At 69.3% G+C, this 25973-nt stretch carries 21 protein-coding genes; 12 read left to right on the top strand and 9 right to left on the bottom strand.

The genetic code is table 11. The features are described from left to right. Positions 1 to 580: 580 nt before the first annotated feature. Positions 581 to 796 (top strand): hypothetical protein, encoded by a 216-nt coding sequence (locus ACYVF6_RS14950; RefSeq protein ID WP_460521424.1) that lies wholly within the window; start codon positions 581 to 583, stop codon positions 794 to 796. Here the strand turns inward: ACYVF6_RS14950 and ACYVF6_RS14945 are convergent. Beyond that, positions 793 to 1176 (bottom strand): phage holin family protein, encoded by a 384-nt coding sequence (locus ACYVF6_RS14945; protein WP_460521422.1) that lies wholly within the window; start codon positions 1174 to 1176, stop codon positions 793 to 795. The two genes, ACYVF6_RS14950 and ACYVF6_RS14945, sit on opposite strands and share 4 nt — an antisense overlap. Positions 1177 to 1277: 101 nt before the next feature. Between ACYVF6_RS14945 and ACYVF6_RS14940 the strand changes: the two genes are divergently transcribed. The 4 genes from ACYVF6_RS14940 to ACYVF6_RS14925 all read left to right on the top strand — a co-directional run bounded on the left by ACYVF6_RS14940 (position 1278) and on the right by ACYVF6_RS14925 (position 7813). Further along, positions 1278 to 2105: a thiamine pyrophosphate-dependent enzyme gene (locus tag ACYVF6_RS14940; protein WP_460521419.1), complete on the top strand. Its 828-nt coding sequence runs from the start codon at positions 1278 to 1280 to the stop codon at positions 2103 to 2105. Then, a complete protein-coding gene (locus tag ACYVF6_RS14935) occupies positions 2102 to 3085 on the top strand; it encodes an alpha-ketoacid dehydrogenase subunit beta (protein ID WP_460521417.1) in 984 nt (327 codons plus the stop codon). Before ACYVF6_RS14940 ends, ACYVF6_RS14935 begins: the two co-directional genes overlap by 4 nt. A 104-nt stretch (positions 3086 to 3189) precedes the next feature. Next, positions 3190 to 4245 carry a glycoside hydrolase family 43 protein gene (locus tag ACYVF6_RS14930; protein ID WP_460521415.1) on the top strand — a complete coding sequence of 352 codons (1056 nt, stop codon included), beginning with the start codon at positions 3190 to 3192 and terminating at the stop codon, positions 4243 to 4245. A gap of 22 nt (positions 4246 to 4267) precedes the next feature. Beyond that, complete coding sequence (locus ACYVF6_RS14925) at positions 4268 to 7813, top strand: discoidin domain-containing protein (protein ID WP_460521413.1); 3546 nt, start codon at positions 4268 to 4270, stop codon at positions 7811 to 7813. 6 nt (positions 7814 to 7819) lie between these two features. Here the strand turns inward: ACYVF6_RS14925 and ACYVF6_RS14920 are convergent, their stop codons facing one another. Further along, positions 7820 to 8701 (bottom strand): LysR family transcriptional regulator, encoded by an 882-nt coding sequence (locus ACYVF6_RS14920; protein WP_460521411.1) that lies wholly within the window; start codon positions 8699 to 8701, stop codon positions 7820 to 7822. Between the two features lie 15 nt (positions 8702 to 8716). Here ACYVF6_RS14920 and ACYVF6_RS14915 point away from each other — a divergent pair, with 15 nt between their 5' ends. The 4 genes from ACYVF6_RS14915 to ACYVF6_RS14900 all read left to right on the top strand — a co-directional run bounded on the left by ACYVF6_RS14915 (position 8717) and on the right by ACYVF6_RS14900 (position 13093). Continuing rightward, complete coding sequence (locus ACYVF6_RS14915) at positions 8717 to 10147, top strand: MFS transporter (RefSeq protein WP_460521409.1); 1431 nt, start codon at positions 8717 to 8719, stop codon at positions 10145 to 10147. 124 nt (positions 10148 to 10271) lie between these two features. Next, on the top strand, positions 10272 to 12455 hold the full coding sequence (locus ACYVF6_RS14910; protein ID WP_460521406.1) for a HelD family protein: 2184 nt from the start codon (positions 10272 to 10274) through the stop codon (positions 12453 to 12455). Positions 12456 to 12504: 49 nt separating this feature from the next. Next, a complete protein-coding gene (locus ACYVF6_RS14905; protein ID WP_460521404.1) occupies positions 12505 to 12774 on the top strand; it encodes an antitoxin in 270 nt (89 codons plus the stop codon). Continuing rightward, a complete protein-coding gene (locus ACYVF6_RS14900; RefSeq protein ID WP_460521402.1) occupies positions 12746 to 13093 on the top strand; it encodes a type II toxin-antitoxin system PemK/MazF family toxin in 348 nt (115 codons plus the stop codon). Before ACYVF6_RS14905 ends, ACYVF6_RS14900 begins: the two co-directional genes overlap by 29 nt. Here ACYVF6_RS14900 and ACYVF6_RS14895 read toward each other — a convergent pair. Next, entirely contained in the window at positions 13090 to 13800 is a 711-nt protein-coding gene (locus tag ACYVF6_RS14895) for a hypothetical protein (protein ID WP_460521400.1), read from the bottom strand. The genes ACYVF6_RS14900 and ACYVF6_RS14895 overlap by 4 nt on opposite strands. 100 nt (positions 13801 to 13900) lie before the next feature. Between ACYVF6_RS14895 and ACYVF6_RS14890 the strand changes: the two genes are divergently transcribed. Beyond that, complete coding sequence (locus ACYVF6_RS14890; protein WP_460521398.1) at positions 13901 to 14734, top strand: inositol monophosphatase family protein; 834 nt, start codon at positions 13901 to 13903, stop codon at positions 14732 to 14734. 4 nt (positions 14735 to 14738) lie between these two features. On the opposite strand, the gene ACYVF6_RS14885 is transcribed toward ACYVF6_RS14890, so the two are convergent. The 3 genes from ACYVF6_RS14885 to ACYVF6_RS14875 are packed head-to-tail and all read right to left on the bottom strand — an operon-like array spanning position 14739 to position 19805. Then, positions 14739 to 15539, bottom strand: coding sequence for a hypothetical protein (locus ACYVF6_RS14885; RefSeq protein WP_460521396.1), 801 nt, complete (start codon positions 15537 to 15539; stop codon positions 14739 to 14741). A 13-nt stretch (positions 15540 to 15552) separates the two neighbouring features. After that, complete coding sequence (locus ACYVF6_RS14880) at positions 15553 to 18648, bottom strand: discoidin domain-containing protein (RefSeq protein WP_460521394.1); 3096 nt, start codon at positions 18646 to 18648, stop codon at positions 15553 to 15555. A gap of 59 nt (positions 18649 to 18707) precedes the next feature. After that, positions 18708 to 19805 (bottom strand): ferrochelatase, encoded by a 1098-nt coding sequence (locus tag ACYVF6_RS14875; protein ID WP_460521392.1) that lies wholly within the window; start codon positions 19803 to 19805, stop codon positions 18708 to 18710. 51 nt (positions 19806 to 19856) lie between these two features. Between ACYVF6_RS14875 and ACYVF6_RS14870 the strand changes: the two genes are divergently transcribed. After that, positions 19857 to 21128, top strand: a complete 1272-nt coding sequence (locus ACYVF6_RS14870) for an MFS transporter (protein WP_460521390.1) — start codon at positions 19857 to 19859, stop codon at positions 21126 to 21128. Between the two features lie 463 nt (positions 21129 to 21591). Here the strand turns inward: ACYVF6_RS14870 and ACYVF6_RS14865 are convergent, their stop codons facing one another. Further along, the gene (locus ACYVF6_RS14865; RefSeq protein ID WP_460521388.1) at positions 21592 to 22293 is read right to left on the bottom strand and encodes a TetR family transcriptional regulator; all 702 of its coding nucleotides are present in this window, start codon (positions 22291 to 22293) and stop codon (positions 21592 to 21594) included. A gap of 83 nt (positions 22294 to 22376) precedes the next feature. Between ACYVF6_RS14865 and ACYVF6_RS14860 the strand changes: the two genes are divergently transcribed. Continuing rightward, positions 22377 to 22853 (top strand): SRPBCC family protein, encoded by a 477-nt coding sequence (locus ACYVF6_RS14860; protein WP_460521386.1) that lies wholly within the window; start codon positions 22377 to 22379, stop codon positions 22851 to 22853. A gap of 339 nt (positions 22854 to 23192) precedes the next feature. Here the strand turns inward: ACYVF6_RS14860 and ACYVF6_RS14855 are convergent, their stop codons facing one another. Next, a complete protein-coding gene (locus ACYVF6_RS14855; RefSeq protein WP_460521384.1) occupies positions 23193 to 24635 on the bottom strand; it encodes a sulfatase family protein in 1443 nt (480 codons plus the stop codon). Further along, complete coding sequence (locus tag ACYVF6_RS14850) at positions 24632 to 25972, bottom strand: MFS transporter (RefSeq protein ID WP_460521382.1); 1341 nt, start codon at positions 25970 to 25972, stop codon at positions 24632 to 24634. Before ACYVF6_RS14850 ends, ACYVF6_RS14855 begins: the two co-directional genes overlap by 4 nt. Position 25973: the final 1 nt, after the last annotated feature.

Raw genomic sequence — 25973 nt, 5'->3', positions numbered from 1 at the left:
CGCTGCCCAGGGATGCAAGGCTGCTCGGCCTCGGTCTGCTTTGGCTTTGGCCTTGCATCCCTGGGCATCGCCGGCCAAATGCAAGCATGCCGCGTCCGACAGGCGAGGAACCGGAAAGCGGGACTTGGATTGTGCTTGGCGCACGCGCATGTTCGTTGAGTGTGCTGTGTGTGAGTGCTTGGGTGAGGTTGTTGTGCTGTACTTGCGGGTGTGTCGATGCGAAGTCTTCGGTCGTAGCCGGGGCGCATGAGCGGTTGGTGGAGGTCGCCAGGTTGCTGGGATGGCTTGGTGATCGTGGGGTGCCGGTGTCGGCGCCGGTTCGTGCGCGGGATGGGCGTTGGCAGGTCGAGGCCGACGGCAAGTCGGTTGGGTTGCGGCGGGAGTTGGGCGGCGTGCCGTTGGACGTCGGCGAGGTGGTGCAGGTTCGCGCTGCCGGTGCTGTTTTGGCTGGGCTGCACGTGGCGTTGGCCGGCTATCCCGGCGCGGAGCGGTTTGGGGCGTCGAGAATGGGTTCGCTCGCCCAACGCGTTGGCGGGTGGCTCGAGTCGGAGGCGGGGCGGCGGGGGGATGGCCGGATGCCATGGTTTTGCTCGGCACGCGTTACCACAACTGGGGGCCGGTGTCGGCGGAGACACAGGCCGCCTTCCTCTCCGGCTACCAGGCGGTTCGGCCGCTGTCGCAGGCGGAAGGGACGTGGTTGGACGTGCTCGTCCTGTGGCGGACGTTGCAGACCGTGCCGGCCGGCGACGATCCGATGGGGTGGGGAAGGTCGGCGGCCCGGCTGGCTGCCGGCTAGCTCTTCAGCTTGTCGGGCATGAAGACGCTCAGCAGGAAGCTGACCAGCGCCACCACGATCGCGCCGAAGAAGCCGGCCCAGAAGCCGTCGACCTCGAAGCTGAGGTTCAGCTCACCGGCCAGGGTGCCCACCAACAAGAACAGCAAGGCGTTCACCACAAGGGCGATCAGGCCCAGGGTCAGGATGTAGAACCCGCAACCCAGCGCCTGGATGATCGGTTTCAGGACGCCGTTGATCACGCCGAACAGCAGCGCGACCACCAGCAGTGTGCCGATCTTCCCAGCAGCGGTTTCACCGCCGAGCTCGATGCCCGGCACGATCAGCGTCGAGACGAAGAGCGCGATCGCCGTGATGACAATTCGGACAAGTGCACCTAACACTCTGATGATCTTTCCACGCCTGGCCACCATTCGCCAGAGGCGCGCCGCACGGGGCTGCGGCCCGCGTACCCAGATCGGCGCGGTCTGATAGAACGGCCCCCGTGCATCTGACGGTGGACCTGTTGCGGCACATGCTGCGCGCCCGTGCCTTCGAGGACCAGATCCCCTCGCTGGCCGCCAACGGGTTCGTGCCCGGCCACACCCGCGCCCGCCAGGGCAACGAAGGTGTCGTGGTCGGCCTGTGTGCCGCGCTCAAGGAAGGCGACACCGTGGCCACGTACGCCCGGACGCCGCTGATCGCGCGTGGTGCGGCGCCGGACCGGTGCTTCGGCGAGCTGATCGGCCGGCAGCACGGGCTCTGCAAGGGGCACGGCGGATCCGCCAACCTGACCGACGTCTCGGTCGGGGTGTACGCCGCCGGCGCGGTGTTCGGCAACGAGTTGCCCCTGGCCTGCGGCCATGCCCTGGCCGCCCAGCAACGTCGGACCGGCCGGGTCGCCGTCGCGCATGCGCGGCCGGGGACCGCCGACACCGGCTTGTTCCACGAGAGCCTCTGCCTCGCAGTCGGCTGGCGGCTGCCCGTGGTCTTCGTGCTGGAGAACGAACACCCCGACGAGCGCCGGGCGTACGGCTCGACCGGCGTGCACGTCGACGGTAACGACGTGTTCGCGGTACGAGCCGCCGCTCGAGACGCCATCGAGCGGGCGCGGTCCGGGTGGGGTCCCACCGTGATCGACGCCGGCGTGGTGCACGGCCAGGACCCGATCGGCCACCTGGAGACCGAGCTGCTGTCCGGCAACGTGGTGGCGCCCGGCGACCTGGTGGCGCTGCGCCACGAGACGGCCGGCGAGATGGACCTCGCGTTGCGGGTGGCGATGGCGTGGCCGGAGGTCGACGTCAAGCGCCGCTTCGAGGATGTGTGGGTGTGACGCCGTTACCCGCCAACCTGACCTACCGGCAGGCCATCGCCGCGGCCGTCGCCGACGAACTGACGCGAGATCCTGCTGTTGTCGTACTCGGCGTCCGGCCGGACCTCGATGACGGGACCTTGCGCTCGGCGGCCGGGTTGCTCGAACGGTTCGGGCCGGATCGGGTCCGCGAAGCACCCAAGACCGAACGGGCGCTGGTCGCGACCGCCGCCGGCGCCGCGATGGCCGGTCTGCGCCCGGTCGTCGACCTCGGGTTCGGTGACCTCATGGCGGCGGCGTTCGAGCACCTCGTCGACGGCTTGGCGAGCCACCGTTACCTGACCGGAGGCCAGGTCACCGTGCCGGTCACGGTGATCGCCGCGGGCGGCGCAGGTGCGGGTTACGCCGCCGGGCAGTCGTCCGCCGCCGAGAACTGGTTCGCCGGCGTGCCCGGCCTGAAGGTCGCCGTCCCGGCCACCGCTTCGGACGCCTACGCCCTGGTCCGCGGCGGAATCCGCGACGACAACCCGGCACTGGTGTTCGCCCACAAGGCGTTACTGCGGATGCCGGGCGCGCTGTCCGACCAGACCCTACGGTGGGGGCAGGCGCAGATCGTCCGGCTGGGTGGCGATGTGACGATCGTCGCCACCCAGCTGATGTTGCATCGCACGCTGGAGGCCGCCGAGATCCTCGCAGGGGATGGGATCCAGGCCACGGTCATCGACCCGCGCACGCTGACACCGTTCGACGAGGGCACGCTGGAGGAAAGCCTGCGCGAGACCTCGAAGCTGGTCGTCGTGACGGAGGCGCCGGGCACCGGAGGCTGGGCGGCGCGGCTGATCGCGCGGCTGCTCGAGCACCATTTCTTCCTGTTCGACGCGCCTCCGCTGCTGATCTCCGCCGACGACACTCCGGTCCCGTACGCGTACCCGCTCGAGACCGCCTACCTGCCGTCCGTCGACCGGATCGTGGCGGAGGTCAGGGCCCAAGGAAACTCGTGAAAACCTTTGCCGTCGAATCTGTCGAAACTCTTTGACGACACGAGGCCGGCCGGTTACACGTAGGAAAGCAAGGAGCCCGGCCGGGCGTGTCAGGAGCGACAGCCATGGCACGACGTACGACCTTGGCTGCTGCCGGAAGCCTCGCGTTCGCAGTGCTGATCGCGTCCGCCTCGCCGGTGCGAGCGGGCAGCCCGATCACCGCCGCGATCTACACCGCGGATCCCGCAGCGCTCGTGGTGGGCAACTCGCTCTATCTCTACACCGGCCACGATGAGGCGCCACCGAACGGATCGAACTTCGTGATGCGCGACTGGCACGTGTTCAGCTCCACCGAGGCGACCACCTGGACCGACCAGGGAGCGCGGCTGTCGATCTCCACCTTCTCCTGGGCCGGCGCCGACGCCTGGGCCGGCGAGGTCGAGCCACGCGACGGCCGCTACTACTGGTACATCCCCGTGAACGGCAACGGCGCCGGCTGGATGGACATCGGCGTAGCTGTCGGCAACAGCCCGACCGGCCCGTTCACCGATGCCAAGGGCAGCCCGATGATCTCCGACAGCACGCCGAACTCCTCGCCGCTCACCATCGACCCGACCGTCTTCGTCGACGACGACGGCCAGGCCTACATCTACTGGGGCTCGTACTACGGCCTGCGCGCTGCCCGGCTCAACTCCGACATGATCTCGCTGAACGGCCCGGTCGTCACACCTCAGGGCGTCAGCACCTTCTGGGAGGCGCCGTGGCTGTTCAAGCGCAACGGGGTGTACTACCTGGCCTACTCCGCCAACGACTCGGCGTGCTCCGCGCCCGGCTACGCCTGCATCCGCTACGCCACCGCGAGCAACCCGATGGGCCCGTGGACGCATCGCGGCATCGTGCTGGACCAGGTGAGCTCGACCACCAACCATCCGGCCATCATCGAGTTCAACGGCCAGTGGTACATGGTCTACCACAACGCCAACGCACCCGGCGGCGGTAACTTCCGGCGCTCGGTGACGCTCGACAAGCTCTACTGGAACGCCGACGGCACCATGCAGAAGGTCGTGCAGACCAGCGGCGGCGGCACGCAACCGCCCACCACCCGCCTGCGGCTCTCCCTCACCTCCAGGTCCGGCTTCTCCACCGGAGTCCTGGAGTGGTTGGCACTGCAGACGCCATAGACCCTCAGAGGGGCGACGAACCATGCGTACGTTCGCGCGTGGCACGGCCGCCGCGCTGCTGGTCGCGGGCACCCTCGCGATCTCCGCACCGCCGGCCGCCGCCGCACAGACCATCGGGTATCCCACGTTCAGCGGGCCCGCGGTTCCGGCTCCGCCCGTGAGCTACACGACCGGCAACATGATGCAGGCCATCTACGACGCCGAGAGCGCGGGCACCGACTTCTGGATGGACCGGCTGCTGGCGCGATCCGGCAACGACCCGGCCGGCACCTGGCTGATGACGCGCGGGCGCGCGTTGTTCATGAAGACCCACTCGCCGTCGGTCATCGGCTTCGGCGGCCAGGTCGCCTACTGGGAGAGCATCAGCAACGAGAACGCCTACGCCGTGACGGTCTCGCCCGGCACGTTCACCGAGCAGGTCGCCTCGCGCTGGCAGGCACCCAGCCACTGGAAGGGCGTCTACACCAGCGGTTCGATCCGCCTCGAGGTGACCAAGTTCATCACCAACAACAACGTCGCGGTCACCAACCTCAACGTCGTGAACACCGGGTCCAGCTCGCAGACGCTTACGTTGCGCGCGACCTCGCCGTACACCAAGACGCCCGCGGGCAACGAACTCACCGGCACCGTCGACGCGAAGAACCGGCTCACCACGGTGTTCCCGCGGCTGTCCGGCGACGGGTTCGCGGTCAGTGGCACCGACCTGACCCGCTCGGTCACGGTCGCCGCGGGCGGGACCGTCCAGACCAAGGTGACGATGGGCTTCGTCACCGAGGAGATCCCCGACTCGCTGACGGAGTACAACTCCTATCGCGGGATGACTCCGGCGAACGCGTTCGCCACCCACGTACGTGCCTACAACCTCTGGTGGGCGAGAAACCTGCCGTACATCGACGTTCCCGAACCCGCCATCAAGAAGCAGATCTACTACCGCTGGTGGCTGACGCGCTTCAACTACCTCGACGCCGACATCCCCGGCCAGGACTACCAGTGGCCGACATCGGTGGAGGGAGCGCTCGGCTACAACAACGCGATCGTGCTCACGGTGCCGATGTTCATCGACGACCTGAAGTACCTGCGCGACCCGATGTACTCCTACGGCCCATGGGTCTCGGCCGGCGAGGTGTCGAAGAACGGCCGCTACGTGGACAATCCCGGTGACCCGGAGAACTGGTCCAACAGCTACACGCAGTACATCTCGGAGGCGGCCTGGCGCAGCTACCAGATCCACGGCGGCCAGCCCGCGATCGCCGGCAACCTCGCCCACTACGCCGAGCAGGACGTCAAGGGCCAGCTCAGCTTCTACGACGAGGACCACAACAACCTGATCGAGTACGACTCGGGAGCGCTGACCGGCAACGACGCCGACGCCGTGTCGTTCGACTGGCGTGCCGGCCGGCTGGACCGCACCGAATCGGCCTACGTCTACAGCAACGCGCTGGCATCGGCGCAGGCGTACGAAGCGGTCGGCAACACCGCCAAGGCGAACGAGATGCGCACGATCGCGAACAACGTGCGCAACGCCGTCGTCAACGTGCTCTGGAACCCGATCGCACAGGTGCCGCAGCACCGGCACGTCGCGACCAACGCGCTCGTTCCCTGGAAGGAGATCAACAACTTCTATCCGTACAGCGTCGGGTTGATGCCGAACACCGCGACCTACCGTGAGGCACTGCGGCTGATGAACGACCCGGCCGAGTACCCGCTCTTCCCGTTCTACACCGCGAACCAGCGCGACAAGGCGGCGGCCGGAAACCCGGGCACCAACAACTTCTCGCAGATCAACTCGACTGTGCAGTTCCGCCTGTACTCCTCGGCGCTGCGCAACTACCCGAGCCCGTACATCACCAACGAGAACTACAAGAAGCTGCTGTACTGGAACGCCTGGGCGCAGTTCGTCGGAGGCAACACCGCGTGGCCGGACGCCAACGAGTACTGGGCGAACTGGAACGGCTCGTCGATCGGCTACCGCTCGTTCATCCACCACACGATCCTCGGCAGCAGCAACTGGACCGTGATCGAGGACGTCGCGGGCCTGCGGCCACGCAACGACAACCAGGTCGAGCTGTCGCCGATCGACATCGGCTGGTCGCACTTCACGGTCGACAACCTGCGTTACCGCAACAGCGACCTGACGATCGTGTGGGACGACCCGGCGGACGGCGTTGTGCGCTATCCCGGCGTGCCGCAGGGCTACTCGATCTACGTCAACGGCAACCGCGCGGTGACCGTGAACTCCCTCGTCCCGTTGACCTGGAACCCCGACACCGGAGCGGTGACGACGACAGGCACGGTCGCGTTCAACGTCGCGATGCCGGGCCTGCAGGCACCTGCGCAGGTCGTGCGGTCCGAGCCGCGGGTCGTGGACCTGTTCGCCAAAGCCGGGGTGGACCTGACGGCCGGGACCCCGCCGGCCAACCTGGCGGCCGGGCGTACTGCCACGGCGTCGTTCACCGCGAGCAGCACGAGCCTCGCCGGTGCGGTCGACGGCTTCACGATCAACGAGCCGTTCTGGGGGAGCCTGGGGTCGCCGAACGCGCAGGACTGGTACGAGGTGAACCTCGGCTCGCCGCAGACGTTCGACGACGTTCGTGCGCACTTCCGCGACAACCGCGCGACGAACGGCTACGCCGAGCCGGCGATGTACCAGATCCAGTACTTCGACGGCAGCACCTGGGTGACGATTCCGAACCAGGCAAGGAGCCCTGCGGCACCCAGGTCGAACTACAACCGGGTGCGGTTCCCGTCGGTCACCGCGCAACGAGTGCGGATCCTGATGACACACCGGCCTGGTTTCAAGACCGGCCTGACCGAGCTGAAGGTCTACAACACCTCCGGCACGCCGCCCGCGTCGGTCAACCAGGCGCCGTACGCGCTGGCCCGCCGCGACCCGGCGTACAACCAGCCCGGCCAGGTTCGCCTGCTCGGCACCGTCAAGGACGACGCGCTGCCGAACGCGACGCTCTCCAGCACCTGGTCGGCGGTGAGCGGGCCCGGCTCGGTGTCGTTCAGCGCGCCGAACGCGAGCACGTCCGTCGCCACGTTCTCGGCCGTCGGCACGTACACGCTGCGCCTCACCGCCTCCGACGGCGCCCAGTCCGCGACGTCCGACGTCGTGGTGGCGGTCACCCAGGTCGGCGGGCCACTGAACATCGCGGGCTCTGCCACGCCGTCGGCGTCGTACACCTCGCCATGGGAGTCGGTGGCCGCGCTCAACGACGGGTTCACGCCATCGAGCTCCAACGACACCGCGAATCCGCGCTGGGGCACCTGGCCGAACACCGGTGCGCAGTGGGCGGAGCTGACCTGGCCGTCCGCGCAGTCGATCAGCGCCGCCGACGTCTACTTCTTCGACGACGGCGGGGGCGTGCGGATCCCGTCGGCCTGGCGGCTGCAGTACTGGAACGGCAGCGCCTACGCCGACGTGCCGGGCGCGAGCGCGTTCAACCGCGCGCTCAACGCCTTCAACCACGTGACGTTCCCGGCTGTGAACACCACGCGGCTGCGGGCCGCGCTGACGAGTGGTGCCGGATCGGTCGGGATCTTGGAGTGGAGGGTGAACTCGTAGGCGCGCTCACGCCTGCGAGACGGCGTACAGCAGTGATCGCACGGGCTCCCGGTCGCCACGAGACTCGCGCCAGGCCAGGCGTAGCCGAAGCGATGGTGGGACGACGTCGAGCGCGACGAGCCGGCCGCGTTCGAGGTCGCCGAGGACGGCGAAGTCCGGCAGGACGGCGACGCCTCGCCCGTCGGCGACCCACTCGCGTACCTGTGCGAGACCGCCGACCGCGGTGAGATCGATGTCCGGCCCGAGCCAGCGCCGGGTCGCCATCCAGAACGAGCAGCGGGACTCCCGGCCGATCAGCTCGGCGCCGTCGCGCAGGTCGGCGACCGTGACCGGCCGCCCGGCGAGCGAGTGGCCCGGACAGGCGACCGCGACCATGGGAACCTCGCGGAGGTCGAGGAACTCCAGCGGTGCGTCCGGGGTGGGGTATCCGAGGTCGCCGAGGTCCGGCCCGGTGTCGAGCAGGACCGCGGCGTCCACCTCGTCGCGTACGAGGGCGGCGAGCAGCCGGGACCGGTCGGTTTCCGGCCGGATCGTCGCGTGCAGGCCGGGTTGCCGGGCGGCGAAGCCGTCGAGTACGGCTGGCAGGAGCGAGTCGGCGACGCTGGCCTGGGCGCCGACGGTGACAGCCACGGTCGATCCGGACAGGTGCCGCGTCGCCGCCTCCAGTCCGGCCAGCGCGGTCTCCGCTTCGGCGAGGAAGGCCCGTCCGGCCGCGGTCGGATGCATGCCGCGGTGGTCGCGGCTGAACAGGCGCGCACCGAGATCGCTCTCGAGCCGGCGTACGCGGTCGGAGACCGACGACGGTGCCAAACCCTCCGCTGCCGCGGTCCGGTTGACAGAGCCGTGCCGGACCAGCGCGATCGCGGTACGCAGGTGATCGAGGTTCACGCCGAACGAGCGTACGTGAGGGTGTTCGGAGTTTCCGAACGCCGGATCCGGCTCAGCCGGTCGAGTCAGCCGGCGGTCGTGTACGAACCTGACGGCGTGGAACCCACCCTGACGAGACCGCGCCAAGCCCGCGGCGCCCGGCCCGCGTTGGCCGGCGTCTCCCTGGCGTACTTCATGGTTCTGCTCGACACGACCGTGCTCGCCGTGGCCGAGCCGGACCTGATCGCCTCTTTGCACACTGACGTGATCGGCGTCGGCTGGGCGACCACGGCGTACACGATGGCGCTGGCATCCGCTCTCGTCGCCGGCGGCAGCCTGGCCGGCCGCTTCGGCGCCGGGCGGGTGTTCGGCATCGGCAGCGCCGGGTTCGGGATCGGGTCGCTCGCCTGTGCCCTCGCGCCCGGCCTTCCGGCGCTGCTGGTGAGCCGGGCTGTCCTGGGGTTGCTGGCCGCGGCGATCATTCCCAGTTCGATGGCGATCCTGACCCACCTCTATCCGGACTCCTCTGCCAGGACGCGAGCGATCAGCGTGTGGGCGTCGGTCAGCGGAGCCGCGATGGCGGCCGGTCCGGTACTCGGCGGCTGGCTGGTCGAGCTCGCGGGCTGGCGGGCGGTGTTCGTGGTGAACCTGCCGCTGTCGGTCGTCGTGCTGCTCCTGTGCCGGGGCCGGATCGCCACGCCGGCACAGGCGCGTGCGCTCGACCTGGCGCCTCATCTGGGGCTGGTGGCGGTGCTGGCCACGCTGACCCTCGCGGTGACAGAGGCCGGCCGGCTGCACTGGACGACGAGCGGCCTGGCCGGCTTCGCGGCTCTCCTGCTCGGCCTGGTGACTGTGCGGGCCGACAGCCGGTCCAGCAGCCCGCTCGTACCCGGCACACTGCGGCGCAATCGGCCCGTCTGGACGGCGTTCGCCTGGGGCGCGGTCGTCAACTACGCCCTCCTCACGATCCTGTTCGTCGTTCCGCTGTCGTCGCATGCTGACGCCCTGACGACGGGACTCACGCTGCTTCCGATGACGCTGCTGATGGCGCTCAACCCGCTGGCCACCGGGCTCCTGGTGAACCGCTTCGGTGCGCTCGTACCGATCCGGCTCGGCCTGGCCGCGTCGGCACTCGGCCTCGGGGGCGTGGCCTGCGCGCTCGCCGGCGAGCAGCCGTACCTGCTCGAAGTCGCGTTGCTGGGCTGCGGACTCGGAGTCTCCTGGACGCTGCCGGCGCTCACGGCGTACGCCCTCGGCCACGCTCCGGCAGGCGTCGCCGGTGCGGTCGGGGGCCTGTTCAACGCCGCCCGCCAGTCTGGCGCGACGTTCGGTGCCGCGGTCGCGAGCGCTGTCCTCGTGGCCCGGACCGGCGGGTCGTGGAACGCGGTGCCGCTGGTCGCCGCGGCCGTTGCCTGCGCGCTGGGCTTTCTCGCCTCTTTTGTCCGCCTGAGTCGAGCCGATGTGTGATCCGCCGTAGAATGGACCGTTTCCCGGACGGTTTCATGGCGAGCGGGGGTATTCCTTCGTGGGTCGTACGACCTCTTCCTCTTCGGCCTCGGCCGCTGACCACGCGTCGGTTCAGCAGGCCGAGATGGAGCACGAGCAGAACTACGTCGACCGTGTCTACAAGCGGCTCGACGAGCTGGTCGAGCGCGCCTCCGATGCTGAGCGGGCCGGTCGCGAGCGCGGGCAGCTCGACTACACCGGCGAGATCAAGGAAGACGACTACCGCACGCTGTACGAGCGCGACGTGATGGTCGACAACGCCGTCCGCCGGCTGGCGGTGCTCGACGCCCAGCGCGAAGGGCTGGTGTTCGGCCGGCTCGACCAGACCAGCGGCGTGGTGCGTTACGTCGGGCGGATCGGCATCCGCGACGAGGACCAGGAGCCGCTCGTCGTCGACTGGCGCGCGCCGGCCGCGGCCGTCTTCTACCAGGCGACGCCTGTCCGTCCGATGGGCGTGATCCGCCGCCGGGTGCTGCGCACCCGAGGCCAGCAGGTGATCGGGCTCGAGGACGACCTGCTCGACGCCGACGCCGCGGGCGACGAGCTGGTGGTGCTCGGCGACGGCGCGCTGATGGCCGCGCTCACGGCTGCTCGCGGCCGGCAGATGCGCGACATCGTGTCGACGATCCAGCGCGAGCAGGACGAGATCATCCGTGCGCCTGGCAAGGGCGCGACGCTGATCAGCGGCGGGCCGGGCACCGGCAAGACCGTCGTCGCGCTGCACCGGGCCGCGTACCTCCTCTACACCGACCGGCGGCGGATCAGCAACGGTGGCGTGCTGATCGTCGGGCCGTCGGGCGTCTTCATGAACTACATCGAGCGCGTGCTGCCGTCGCTCGGCGAGACCGAGGCGACGCTGCGGTCGATCGGTGAGGTGATGGACGGCGTGACGGCCGACCGGACCGACCCGTACGACCTCGGTGTCGTCAAGGGCTCCTTGCGGATGCGCACCGTGCTGGCCCGCGCGGTCCGCGACACCCCGCCGGGCACGCCGCACGAGCTGCGGATCTACCTCACCGGCCGGATCCTCCGGCTCAATGCCGGCGAGCTGGCGAACCTGCGCCACAACGTGCTGCGCGGCTCGGCCAAGCCCAACCCCGCTCGCCGCGATGCCGTACGCTCGCTGCAGAACGCCTTGTGGCGCAAGGCGAACGCCGCCGCGGGGGAGTCCGGGATCGGTGTCGAGCGCGAGGAGTTCGACGCCGACCTGCTCGACCGCGACGAGTTCACCGACTTCGTCGACGCCTGGTGGCCGCCGTTGACCGCGGTCGAGGTCTTCGAGTGGCTGCGCGATCCGGCGAAGCTGGCGGCTTACGCCAAGGGCGTGCTGCGTTCGGCAGAGGCCGACCGGCTGGCCCGGTCGTGGGCGGGGAGCGCTAGCTACTCCGTACAGGACGTGCCGTTGCTCGACGAGCTGCACTTCCTGCTGGGCGATCCGCCGCCTCCGCCGCGGGTGGAGGATCCCGAGGACATCTTCGACGAGTACAACGTGATGGAGCTGCGGACCTACGGCGACCGCGGGCCGGCACGGCGGGCGGAGCCGGCGGAACAGTACGACGGCTACGCGCACGTGCTCATCGACGAGGCGCAGGACCTCTCGCCGATGCAGTGGCGCATGCTGGGGCGGCGTGGCGCCCGGGCCAGCTGGACGATCGTGGGCGATCCGGCGCAGAGCTCGTGGCCGGATGCCGCCGAAGCCGCGAAGGCGCAGGAGGTGGCGCTCGGCAAGCGACCCCGGCGGACGTTCACCCTCAGCACCAACTACCGCAACTCCGCCGAGATCTTCGAGCTGGCGGGGTCGGTGATCGAGCGGGAGTTCCCGGAAGTGAAGCTGCCGACCGCGGTGCGGCGTACCGGCCAGTCGCCGGAGCACGTCGTCGTCGGTGGTGAAGGCGAGCTGCCCGGTGCGGTCCTGGCGGCCGTCCGTGAGTTGCTGCCGGCCGTCGAGGGGACGATCGGCGTGATCACGACCGGCTCGCGGCAGGCGGAGGTCGAGGAGTGGCTGGCCAAGCTCGAGGCCTCGGAACGCGGCGACCGGGTGGCGGTGCTGTCCGGCCTGGCGAGCAAGGGTCTGGAGTTCGACGCGGTGGTCGTCGTCGAGCCGGGTGCGATCGCGGGCGAGAGCCCGGTGGGCAGGCGGACGCTCTATGTCGTACTGACCCGGGCGACCCAGCGGCTGCTGACGGTCGGCACCAGCGGCACCTGGCTCGGCTCGGCGGCTCCGGAGCCCGAGCCGGAGCCGGAGCCTGAGGCGGACACTCTGTTCTGAGGACTACTTGGGTGGCATCGGTGGTACGACCGGTGGTAGCATCGTCGGTATGAAGATCAGTGTCAGTCTGACCGTGACTGACGTCGGCTTCCTCGACGAATACGCGCACAAGCACCCGGGCGTCGAGTCGCGTTCTGCTGCCATCCACGACGCGATCGCGTTGCTGCGCGAGTCGCAGCTCGAGGCCGACTACGCCGAGGCCTGGCAGGAGTGGGACGACAGCCCGGAGTCCTCCGGCTGGGAGTCCACGGTCGCCGACGGCCTGCCCGCCGCTGTCTCAGAACCAGCCGATGCGCCGCGGCGACGTCTACCTCGTTGACCTCGAGCCGGTCCGCGGCTCGGAAGCCAACAAGACCAGGCCGGCTGTCATCGTGAGCAACAACGCTGCCAACCGGGCGGCCGAGCGTTCCGGCAAGGGCGTCCTCACGGTCGTGCCGGTCACGTCCAACATCGCCCGGATCTATCCGTTTCACGTCCTGCTGCCGGCCGCCGACTGCGGCCTGGCCTCCGACTCCAAGGCGCAGGCCGAGCAGGTCCGCACCATCTCCGTCCGCCGGTTCAGCCGCCGGCTGGGTAGCGTCCCACCCGAGACCCTGTCCGAACTCGACGACGCCCTGCGGCGGCATCTTTCGCTCTAGGGTTGGTCGCCGGTGGTCCAGAGGGTGAGGGTTCCGGAGATGGCGGAGCGGTTGACGGTGGTGAGGCTGAAGTAGGCGTATCGGTTGCCGTCGCTGCTGCGGACGCAGATGCCCCGGCCGGCGTCGCCGATGGTGACGTCCATCTGGGTGGTGCCGCCGGACTGGACGGTGCGCTGGCATTGCTGAGGGGTGGGGTCTCGGCCGATGAGATCCCAGGGGGCGATGGCGGCTTCGGTGAACACGACGTAGCCGGCATCGCCGAGGTTGTCGACCCAGAGCTCGTTGGTGGAGCCTTTGCTCTGGACCGGTTGGTCGCCCTTGTCGAGCTCGAAGTTGCTGCCCATGCGGAGCTTGTAGTCGCCGGACCAGAGCTCGGTCATCGCGGGACCGTTGGGTGCCGGTGACTTCAGCGTGCTGCCGTCGGGCTGGGTCGCCTGGCTGGTTCGCGTCTTGCGTGCGACGGGCTGGCTCTGCCGTTCCTCTTCGGGGCCGGTGGCGGCTGCCTGAGGCACGGTGCCGTTGTGGTTGCTGCCGAACACGCCGATCAGCGCGAACACGACGGCTGTGGCCACGCCACAGCCCCCGAGCACGCCCATGCCTACTCTGGCGCCCTTGCCCGGGCTGTCCTGGGGCGGCAGATGCGCACCGCCGTGTTGCCTGCCAGTGATGGTGTCCTCCCCGGCCCTACGGTTACGGACGACATCCATGATGGTACAAAACGTTGCGTTACGCGACCCGGTCGATCAGACACGGTCCGTTCCGTTATGCGTCACCTTGATCTTGAATTGTCCGGGAATCATGGAAGGCATGAGTGGAACGGATATCCCAACTAACTCCCAATCGGCTTCGGAGTTACTGCCACTTGCCGAGGAAATCGCTCACGAGGCCGGCGAGTTGCTGGTGGCGTACGCGAGCAAGAGCGAACGCATCCCGGTAGCCGCGGTCAAGTCCAGCCCGACCGACGTCGTGACGGCTGCCGACACCGCGTCCGAAAGCCTCATCCGGCAACGCCTGCGGGCCGTTCGTCCCGACGACGCGTTCCTCGGCGAAGAAGGCGACGACGTGTCCGGTACGTCGGGAGTGACCTGGGTGGTCGATCCGCTCGACGGCACGGTCAACTACCTCTACGGCATCCCGGCCTACGGCGTGAGCATCGCCGCCACGGTCTCCGGCCAGACGGTCGCGGGCGTCGTGTTCTGCCCGCCGACCGGCGAGGCCTGGACGGCCGTACGCGGTGGTGGCGCGTTCCTCAACGGCCGGAGCGTGTCGGCGAACCCCGTCACCGACCTCGGCCAGACCCTCGTGGGCACAGGCTTCTGGTACGACGCCGCGTTGCGAGCCCGGCAGGCTCAGCTGCTGACGCGCGTCCTGCCGACCGTGCGCGACATCCGACGGATCGGCGCCGCCGCGATCGACCTGTGCGGCGTGGCGTGCGGCCGGCTGGACGCGTTCTACGAAGTCGGCCTGAAGCCGTGGGACCTCGCGGCCGGCCTGCTGATCGCCGAAGAAGCAGGCGTACGCACCGCAGGCCTCCCCGGCGAGCCCGCCGACGGACGGTTGGCCGTCGCCGCCGCTCCCGGCGTGTTCGACGAGCTCTACGCCCTGCTGCTCGAGGCCGGCGCGGCCGACCTGCACCGCTAGCGCGTCACACCGGCTCGACGTCGAACAGGTCCTCGCAGCCACGTTCGTCCGGAAGGAGTGGACGCATCCGGACCTGGAACTGGCCGATCCGGTGAGCCCACAGCAGCGCCTCCGGGTTGCCGGCAAGGAGATCGGTGAGGGTTTCGGTGTCCTTCGGATCGAGGCGCTGGCAGGTCGGACGGTAGGAGCTCGGCCGGACCGGCTGAACGCGCAGCGGCCACGGGATCCCGGGATCCTCCTCCGGCGGAATCAGCTGCTCGCTCAGCAGCGTCACACGATCCGTTTCGTACGTCTCGTCATCGCTCGGCGCGTTGTCCAGCAACTCGTCGTAGAGGTCCGCCAACCGATCCCGGTCGGTGCCTTCGTATTCGATGCCCTGAACAAAGGTGTCGCGGGCCTTTCCATCCGGCGCGAACACGAACGAGAGGTCTGTGGCATCGGGGATCGCGGGCTCACCTGACGGTTTGGCCAGCCGGCGCGGCTTGCCCAGGCCGGCCGCGTCCGCCGCGGAGATCAGGTTGTCGAACTCCGCCGGCTCGAGGCGTACCGACAACGGCACACCATCCTCGTCGTGCGTGATGAAGAGCCGGTCGGCGTACAACGAGAAGTCGGGCACCTCGCCGGCGCTCCGGACGCCGAAGTCGCCACCGGTCCGGATGGCCCGGAGCACCACGACGTTCGGATCCGACACGGAGACACGCGAGGTCGGGCTCGGAGCCGGCTCGTGCGAGTCCGCGTGCTGGCAGCCCGCAAGGGAGGCGGCTACCAGCCCCACGACGATGGACACACCGGTCGACTTTCGCACCGGCGCAGCCTAACTAGTGCGCGCTGAGTTCGCCGAGCGAAGCGGCGCCGGCCTTCCACCCCGTGACCCGGACGGAGACGTACTTCGCCGTTGCCCCAGCGGTGAACGGGATCCAGGTCACGCCGTCGGTCGAGGTTTCGATCGTGTACGCGGCCTTGCGGCCGTCGGACCAGACTGGATCGACCCGTTCGACGGCTCGGGCGGTGCCGAGGTTGACGACCAGCCTGCGATCGGCCCCTCCGGGCGTCCAGGCCGTCTCCGGATTCCCGTCGACCGCGCGGTCGGGGTCGCTCATGCCCGGCGGCAGAGGAGACGACGGATAGGTGGTCCGGCCGAGCGCCAGGTCGTTCGCCGGCGTCCGAAGGCCTTGGGAGAAAGGCACCTGGACCGACGTACCACGCGCGACCGAGACCGTACGCCGCTCACCGGTCGCCGCCGACGTCAGGGTGACGCGGGCCCGGTCCGCGTTGGACCGGTTGGTGACGGTGACCGTACGCGAGTCGGCCACGTCGACCCCGAGCCCGGCGATCGAACCGTCGGCACCGACCACGAATCGCGGTGCCTCGACAGCAGCCGACCCGGCCGCGAGGGTTGCCTGGTAGGTGGTTCCGGCCGCCGTCGTGGTCTGCGAGCCGAGGTAGACACGACGGCTGGATCCCTGCTGTGGAACGGAGATCGCCGCGTTCGCGACCTCCGAGCCGGACAGGTTGAACAGGCTCAGCACGTCTCCGTTCAGCGCCGACCGCACCTGTACGGGCCCGCCGGACGGCTGGGGCGACCGGGCGGCCGCCGCGGTCTGCGCCGGCGTCTGGACCGGGAAGCCGCGCACCACCATGCCGTTCGCACCCGCGGCCGGACCGTGCGACATCGACACCACGGTTGGCGAAACGCCGATCGGGTTCGTGCTGCCGGCGATCGTGAAACCGGTCCGCCCGTCGATGTTGAGCCAGGTGCCGGACGTCGACTGCCAGTCCGGAACGCTCGCGACCGTACGCCAGTCGGTCCCGTCGTCGGAGACCTCGATCCGGTAGTTGAGCGGCCAGGCGTCCTCCTGCCAGTGGATCAGCACCCGGTCCAGCCGCCGCGACGCACCGAGGTCGACGGCGAACCAGCCCTTCATGGTCGTCCGTTCGGCGGCGGAGTTCGCCCATCGCGTCGTCCGATCACCGTCGACCGCCTTGGCCGGCACCGACGCGTCGCCGAAGTACGTCGAGGCGGTGGCCGGCTTGCCGAGCGCCAGGTTCGCCCCGGCGGCGCCGTCGCGAGCCTCGAACTCGTAGATCGAGTAGCCCCACTGCGACTGCGCCTGCAGTCCCTGCATCCGTACGTACCGGGCCTGCGTCGCTGGGAACGTCAGCTCCTCGGATCCGCCGTCGCCGAGCCCGTCGGCGGCGAGCGTCACCTGCCCGTCGCTCGTGTAGTACGTGCGGTCGCCGTCCAGGCCGGGCACTCCGTTCATCTCGAAGTTGAACAGCCGCAGCCAGCCCTCGTCGTCGCCGGTGCCCGTGGTCGCGTACACGACCGAGCCGTCCGGCAACGTCGTGAAGCCCGCGTAGCCGTCACCCCTGCGGACGACCGTCGCCGTGGCGTCGATGCCGTCGCGCAGCTTGCTGTACGCGCGGCGGTTGGCACCGTCCACGCCGACGACCGACGGCAGCAGCACCGGCGACTTGCCGATCGCGTTGACGAACCAGTCGTCGTGCTGCGGCAGGAACGCGAACTTCACGTAACCCGGCTTGGTGATCGTGGACGCCAGCGCGGTGGCGGTCTGGTGGTTGAGCAGGCCCGGCACCTCGCCGTAGTCGGTGACGCCCGAAGCCCGGGCGAAGTACTCCCGCTCAGACACCGGCGAAACGTCACCGGCGAGCCGGCCGCGCCAGTAGTGCAGGAGGTACGACATCGCGACCTCGGCGCGCGCCTCCGTCTCGTACTTCGTGCCGGCCTGGAACTTGATCAGGCGCCCGGCCGGCGGGTGTTCGACGTACGGCACGAGCGCGCCGGCGAGCATCTGCTCCGCGCGCGCCGACATCCGGTCGCCCAACGCCACGGCGCGATACGTCAACGGCAGCAGGCTGCGGCCGTACAGGTGCGCGCGATCGCCGATCATGTGCTCCGCCGGAACGCCCGACGACGTGCCGAGCTGGTCGAGCACGCGGAACATCTCGTCGTTGCTCGGCGTCGCTAGCTGGCTCGTCGGAACCGGCCGGCCGGAGATCAGGTAGTGCACTAGGTTGCGGCCGGGATACGCGCCGGCCGACTGCTGGTACATGCCGTTCCACGTGTCGTGGTTCTCGCTGGTGTAGGTGTCGAAGATGTTCTGCGCGGTCGCCCACTCCGAGATGGGCTTGCCGGAGATCTCGGTCGGGTTCACCTGGTCCGCGACGGGCAGGCCGGTCATGTTGACGGTCCAGCGGTCCAGCCAGTCGCGCCGGGCGGCCGCGCTCGGATCGGCCGGGAGGTACGCGTCGGCCGCGGCGAGCATCATCGTGCGGTTGCCCATCTCCTCGGCCTTGGTGTCCCCCCGATAGCCACCGATGAGGCCGTTGGTGGTGCCGCCCTCCCGGCTCGGGTCCGGTGGGTTCGCGCCGGCCTGGACGAGGTAGTCGGCCTCACCGCGGAGGATCGTCTCGATGTTCGCGTGGGTCTGCGCGTCGAGGTCGTCCCAGACCAGCTTCGCGGCCGCGACGAGGTAGGCCTCGAACGCCGCGTCCCAGTAGACGTAGGCGCCCCAGGTGCCGTGCCCGGGATCGACGAAGCGGTTCTGGGCGGCTGCCTTGGCGATGCTGCGGATCGTGTGGTCGCGCAGCGTCTGCTCGTCGACGCCCGCGATCGCCGCGTCGTACGTGCCGAACTCGAGCAGGACGGCGTTGCCGAGCACACCGACCACGTCCCAGTTGGCGATGCCGTACGTGCCCTCGGCCTCGTTCCAGAGCGTCTCCTGGAAGCGGGTGTTCTGCAGCAGGAGGCGGTAGTAGCCCTTGGCCAGTGCGTCTTCCGAGCCGCGGGGGAGCGCGGGAGCCGCACCAGCTGGTGCGGCTCCCGAAAGTCCCGCCAAGGCGGACGAAACAGCGATCACGACACCGATGACAACGCTGGCAAGCCGTCTCATTTGTATGACAATACGAGCTGGCGTGGTGCGGTGTCAGGCGCTGTGCTGGCCGGTTCCTGTCAGGCGTCGCAGGCTGTCGGCAGGTCCTGCCGGAGGTTCTTGCAGCAGCCGGGCACGCAGTTGAACCAGATCGGCCCGAGCTCACCGACCACGGCCGGCTCCTGCTCGTTCCCTGCCGCCGCCGCGTCGGCCTCCAGGACGAGCTCGCATACGGTCGCGACGAAGCGCGGGTCGACGCCTGGCGTGGGCACGCGGACGTACGGCAGCCCGAGGTCGGCCGCGGTCGCCTTCGCCTCGGTGTCGAGGTCGTAGATCACCTCCATGTGGTCGGAGATGAACCCGATCGGCACCACGGCGACACCCGGCACATCGCGCTTGGCGAGCTCCTCGAGGTGGTCGTTGATGTCCGGCTCGAGCCAGGGCTGGGCCGGCGGACCGGAGCGGCTGCAGTAGGTCAGCTCCCACGTGAGCGGCTCGCCGCGGGCTGCTTCCACCCGTTCCGCGATCGCCTTGGCCGCGTCCAGGTGCTCGGCGACGTACCTGCCACCGCCGAGCGCGGGCGGGCCGCTGACCTCGTTCATCCCGGTCGGGATGGAGTGCGTGACGAACGCGACCTGCGACCCGGCCGGCAGCTCCGCGAGCGCGGCGACCGTACCGTCGGCGAACGGGTCGACGAAGCCGGGGCGGTTGAAGTAGTGGGGAAGCCTGGTCAGGTGAAGGTCTGGGTAAGAGGCACTGCCCCCGACCTCTTCCAGCGCGGCGGCGAGGTTCTCGCGGTACTGGCGGCAGCCGGAGTACGACGCGTACGCCGAGGTGATGAAGCACAGCACGCGCTGCTTGCCGTCGGCCTGGAGCCGGCGCAACGTGTCGGGGAGGTAGGGCTCCCAGTTGCGGTTGCCCCAGTAGACCGGCAGGTCGACGCCGTTGGCCGCGAAGTCGCCCTCGATCGCGGCCTTCAGCTCCCGGCACTGGTCGTTGATCGGGCTGCGGCCGCCGAACTCGTAGTAGTGCTTGCCGACCTCGACCAGGCGTTCCTTGGGAATGCCCCGGCCGCGCGTGACGTTCTCGAGGAACGGAACGACATCTTCCGGTTTTTCCGGACCACCGAACGAAACCAGCAACAAGGCGTCATACGACGCGTTGTAGTTGTCGGGCATGGCCCAATATTCGCAGGCCGTATGTCGGTGCTCAAAGCTAGGGTCAAAGTTGTGTTCAAGCCGTACCGCACGATCCTCAACCTGCCAGGCAGCCTCGCGTTCACACTGACCGGGCTGCTGGCCCGGATGCCCATGTCGATGATCGGCCTCGGCATCGTCCTGCTCGTGTCCGGCATCACCGGCTCCTACGGCATCGCGGGCACCGTCACCGCGGCCTACGTCATCGCGATGGCTGTGTTCGGGCCGCTGCAGGCCCGGCTGGTCGACCGTTACGGCCAGGCCCGGGCGCTGCCGGGGCTGCAGGTGGGTTCGTCGGTGGCGCTCGGCCTCCTGGTGGTGGCGATCCAGACGGGCGTTCCGACACCCGTGCCTCAGCTGCTGGCGGCGTTGGCCGGGGCGGCGGCACCGCAGATCGGGTCCTACGTACGTGCGCGCTGGACCTACCGGCTGAAGGGGAAGCCCGAGCTGCACACGGCCTACTCGCTCGAGGCGCTGTTCGACGAGGTCGTGTTCATGGTGGGGCCGCCGCTGGTCACGTTCCTGGCCACCGGCATCCACCCGGCGGCCGGGCTGGGATCGGCCCTGGTGTTCGGACTGGTCGGCGGGCTGGTGTTCGCCGGTCAGCGGCGGACACAGCCGCCGGTGCAGCCGCGCTCCAACGACAGCGGGCCCAAGCCCGCCCTCGACTGGTCAACCCTGATGCCGGCGACGGCGGCCTGCTTCGGGCTCGGCGTGCTGTTCGGTTCCGCGGAGATCGTCGTGGTGGCTGTCGCGTCGGAGGCGGGGGAGCGGGCGCTGGCGGGCTGGCTGATCGCCGGATGGGCGACCGGGTCCATGCTGTCGGCACTGATCACCGGCACGATGAAGCTGAAGAGCTCGCCGTTTACCCGCTTCCGCCTCGGTCTGACCGCGATGACCCTGACCATGGTGCCGTTGCCGTTCCTCGGCAACCTCGGAGTGCTGGCCGTCTTCATGTTCCTGGCCGGCTTCGCCATCTCACCGACGCTGGTCGCCTCGGTGGGGATCGTGGAGCAGACCACGCCGACAGCGCGGTTGTCGGAAGGGATCGCCTGGACGACGACCGGCCTGGCCGGCGGTGTGGCGCTGGGAGCGGCGGTGGTCGGTCAGGTGATCGACCGCTTCGGCGGACATCCTGGCTTCTACGTCCCGTTGGCGGCCGGCGCGCTGGGGGCGCTGGTGGCCTGGCTGAGCCGTAAGCCATCGACAACCCCACTCCTCCACGCGACGGAAGGGCCAGAACCTGCAGCCGCGGCGCCGGAACTCGCCGAACCGACCCCAGCGACTGTCGTCCGGGAGCGATAGGCGGTTCTTGGAGCTGTCCCAGTGGCTGGGGTCGGTCTTTGTCGGGGGCCTGTCCCAAGGGTTGCGGTTTGCTTTTGTCGGGCGTGGCCGGTGGATTGGTGGCGGCGGCGGATTGTGTGTGGGCGGCCCCTCCAAGCTCAAGACGCTGTCTCACGGCGGCGACCGCATCGTCTTAAGGCTTGCTCGGCTTTGCTGGGGTTCGGGTGCCGCCGTGAGACAGCATCTTGACTTTGGAGCCTCTGCCGCCCACCTGCGTTGCCTTGTGGGCAGGCAGAGCCTGCCCTTGTCCTAACCGCCGCCGCCACCAATCCACCGGCCACTCACACCTGCGTCGCGGTCCCCACCACGGCCCGCTTTCATCGGGCCGCACCACGGCTCGCCCTCATTGAGCTTCAGCCCACGGCCCATTTCCATCGGCCTCTGCTGTGGCCTGTTTCGTCGGCCCGCGCCACGGTTTCGTATGTCAGTCGTGGTTCGGCGTGGTCTCGCGGGGTTTCGGAAAGTTGGTCAGTCCTTCCTCGACCAGCCGCGCAGCGCGGCGGACCTCCTGAGTCACGGCGTCGATCGCGGCTGGGAGTGGGTGGCCGGGGCGCACGTGGGTGCGGAGGGCTCGGAACTGGACCCGCCACAGGCCGAGGAGGGTGGCGGCGGCGATCTGGGGTTCGGGGTCGTGGGGTCGCAGTCCGGTCCGGGTGGCGAGTACGTCGGCGGCGATGTCGACGAACCGGTCCGCGGTGTCACTCTGGTAGGCCCGCAGCGAAGGGGTGTCCCGGATCAGGTCGCCGAACTTCCGGTATTGCGCCAGCGCACGGTCCTGGTCGGCGTCGGCGGCAAGAGTCGCGGCGAGGCTGCGCAGTTCGTGGTCGAGGATCGTCAGCATCGCGGTGACCGGGGGGAGCGCTGGGTTCGAGAGATGCGTGCGCAACGCGTCGGCCGTTGCCTCGAGGCGGTCCAGGAGCAGCGCCTCCTTGCTCGGGAAGTAGTTGAACACGGTCTTCTCCGACACCCCGCACGCCTCGCCGACGTCGGCTACCCGGACGGCGTCGAAGCCGCGCTCGAGGAACATCCGCGCGGCGGTGTCGGACAGTTGCTGGCGCATCGCGCGCTTCTTTCGCTCGCGCAACCCTTCGACGGCTGTCGGTCGAGCGGCTTCCTTTGTCGCCACGTGAGCATCCTACTTCAGTCACCAGAAAAATTCTGCTACTGTAATTTTACAGTAGCAGAATCCTGGCTGTTGGGGAGGCCGCCATGGCAGAGATCCACATCGTTCGCGACTACCCGCACTCGCCTGTGAAGGTCTGGCGGGCGATGACCGACCCGGACCTGATCCCGTACTGGACCTCGACGGGGAAAGGCGCTCGCGCCGTCGGGTTCCAGCCCGTGGTCGGCAACCGGTTCCAGTTCGTCGCCAAGCCGATGCCCGGCTGGAGTGGGATCGTCGACTGCGAGGTGCTGGACGTACGCGAGCGGGAGCTGCTTCGCTACACCTGGGCCGGCGCGGAGGGCGAGACACCCAGCCACGTCCTTTACCAGCTGGAGCCCATACCCGAGGGAACCCGCTTCACCTACCACCACACCGGGTTCACCGGAATCGGCGGGTTCGCCATGGCCAAACTGCTCGGCTCGGTCCGGACCAGGATGCTCACAGTCGGCGTGCCCGCCCTCCTTGCCGAGCTGGACGAGGCCGGCGCCCTACGCCCGGACACACCACTGCGACCGACCTGAGCTCGACGGCGAGCATCCCGCATTCCTTCCCCAGTCCTTCCGAATGGGAGCTTGCGCGCGCCGCTGCCACCGCTGACCATCACCTCTGGAACCGAGCCGGGAGGCCGTTACCCGAAAGGGCAACGGCGGGCGATCCTGTTCACCGATCTCGAGCCGGGTACGCCCGTGGCAGCGGACTGCTGGGCGTGGCCGTGGACCAGAAGCTGCGCCTGCTGCGAGCGTCCGAGATCCCCGGACTGCGCGATCCGAGCGACCTGACGAAGATGTATCCCGTCCGGCGGGCCGTCGAGTCGAGCTGAGCTCGAACCAGCCGCCCGGGACGAGATCGGCGGGCTCGACTCAGCGATGCGCGCGCATCATCTCCGCCGTTCGAATGGCGCTTCGAGCCCGCCAGTGCGACAGTACGTCGAGCAGGGTCCGCTTCGCCGCCGCCGGCGAGGGCGCGTCCGAGGACCAGAGGTTGGTCAGCTCGTGCGGGTCGTTCCGCAGGTCGAACAGCTGCCCCTGCTCGGAGTCCACGAACTCCACGAGCTTCCAGCGAGCGTCCCGGACCATCGTCATCAGCTCGGTGCCGGTGAGGATCATGTCGCGGGCGTGTTCGGAGAACACGTACTCGCGGCCGCTCCAGGGCTCGCCGCGTAGGGCAGGCAGCAGGGACTCGGCCTCCATCCAGTCCGGCGGCCGGATGCCGGCGAGCTCGAGCACGGTCGGCCCGAGGTCCATCATCGAAGTCAGCGCGTCGATCCGCTGCCCGGCCCTGACCAGGCCCGGCCCCCACACGATCGCCGGTACGTGGACGCTGCCCTCGTACATGTTCCACTTCTGGCTGTGCCCGTGGTCGCCCAGGCAGTCGCCGTGGTCGGAGGTGAACACGATGACGGTGTTGTCCAGGACACCGCGTTCCTCCAGCGCCTGCACGATCCGGCCGAGCTGCTCGTCGATCATCGAGATGTTGGCGTAGTAGTGCCGTCGTTGCAGCGCGGCCTGCTCGTCGGTGGGATCGGCCAAGTGCACAACGGAGTCGTGGTCGTTGGCCTGATGGTGTTCTCGAAGCTCGCGCAGGACGTCGGGCTGGGCGGCGAGGTCCTCCGGCGACCGCAGGGGGAGCGGGACCGGACGATCGCGGTAGGCGTCGAGGTGCCGGGCCACCGGATCGTACGGCGGATGCGGACCGGGGAAGCCGATCTGGAGGAAGAACGGTTCGTCACCCGGATAGCTGGAGAGCCACCAGCGTGCGTGGTTGGCCACGAAGACGTCCGGGTGCAGGTCTTCGTCCAGCGACCACTCGAACGCGCCCAGCCGTTCGCGGTAGTCGGCGCGTTGCCGGTAGAGCGTACGAGTGGGCCGGCGCTCGCCGCGGATCCAGAGTGCCTTGTCCCACTGGTCGTGGAAGAACGGCACGTTCGGATGGTCGCGGTCCTTGTTCTCCACGACGGTTCGTTCGTGAAAACCGAGCGGCGTCTCCCACGGATGCGTGTGCATCTTGCCGACGTTGACGCAGTGGTAGCCGGCGTCGGCCAGGCGCTCCACCCACGAGTGCCGCCACAGCGCCTCGTTGCGAAGCACGCCGGACGTGTGGGGATAGACGCCGGTGAACAGGCTGGCCCGCGACGGCGAGCAGGACGGCGCGGTCACGTAGGCCTGGGTGAACGCCGTGCCTTCGCGGACGAGGCGATCCAGGTTGGGCGTGTCGACGTGGCCGTGTCCGAGTGCGGCGATCGTGTCGTAGCGCTGCTGGTCGGTGATGACGAAAACGATATTCGGGCGGGTCGGGCGGGTCATGCGGTACGGACTGCCTCTCCAGCGGTGCCGGTGGTGTCAGCGGTGAGATGGTCGCGGTAGGTCTCGGCCGCCAGCGCCACGCAGACCAGACTCAGCAGGCAGATCGCCGCCATGTAGATGGCCACCGGCCAGTACGACTGGGCGAACGCCGCCGCGAGCAGCGTGGCGATCGCCGGGGTCGGCGCGCCGCCGAGCAGGGCCGAGGTCTGGTACGCGACGCCGAGCCCGGTGTAGCGGGTGCGGGTGCCGAACAGCTCCGAGAACAACGTGCCCTGGATCGCGAACATGGCGCCGGTGCCGACGGCCAGCGCGACGACGATCGTCAGCCACACGACGAGCGTGCGCCCGGTCGACAGCAACGGGAAGTACGCGAACGCCGTGATCAGGCAGACGACGATCCCGAACATGTACACCGGCCGCCGGCCGATCCGGTCGGAGATGTGCCCGATCACCGGCACGGCGACGATCTCGACGGCCGCCGCGATCACGAAGCCGTTCAGCATCATGGCCTTGCTCAGGCCGAGCTGCGTTGTGGCGTAGGCGATTCCGAACACGTTGATGACGTTGAACGTCACCGCGTCGGCCATCCGCGCGCCCGTGGCGAGCAGGATGTTCTTCGGGTGCTCACGAAGCAGCGCGACGATCGGGAACCTCCGCGTGCGGTCGGCATCCGAACAGAAGACCTCGGTCTCGGGCAGGCTTCGCCGGATGTAGAACGCCAGCACGAGGAACGCGCCGCTGAGCAGGAACGGAACCCGCCAGCCCCAGCTCTCCAGGTCGGGCGCCGGCAGCAGCTGCACCAGCGAGAACGCGCCGGTCGCCACCAGCAGGCCGGTCGGCGTGCCCATCTGGTGGACGCTGCCCAGCACACCGCGCCGGGCCGGCGGAGCGTTCTCGAGAGCCACCAGCGCACCGCCGCCGAACTCGCCGCCGATTCCGATGCCCTGCACCAGGCGCAGCAGGATCAGCAACGCGGGCGCGGCCACGTCGACCGCTTCGAAGTCGGGCAGCGCGCCGATCAGGAACGTGCATCCGCCCATCAGCACGACCGTGATCAGCAGCATCCGCCGCCGGCCGAGCCGGTCGCCGAAGTGGCCGAACAGCAGCGCTCCGATCGGCCGCATCACGAAGCCTGCCGCGAACGCGCCGAACGACTGCAGGAACGCCGCGGTCTGCGACGACTCGGGGAAGAACAGCTGCGGAAAGATCAGTCCCGCTGCCGTACCGAACAGGTAGAAGTCGTACCACTCGAGGAACGATCCGGACGCGGAGGCGAGGAGGGCACGCCGTACCGCCGGCTCTGCAGTGCGCTCGTTTGAGCGTTTCAGCTCGCTCATA

The organism is Flindersiella endophytica (assembly GCF_054779015.1).
This window is presented reverse-complemented; position numbering and strand designations above follow the sequence as displayed.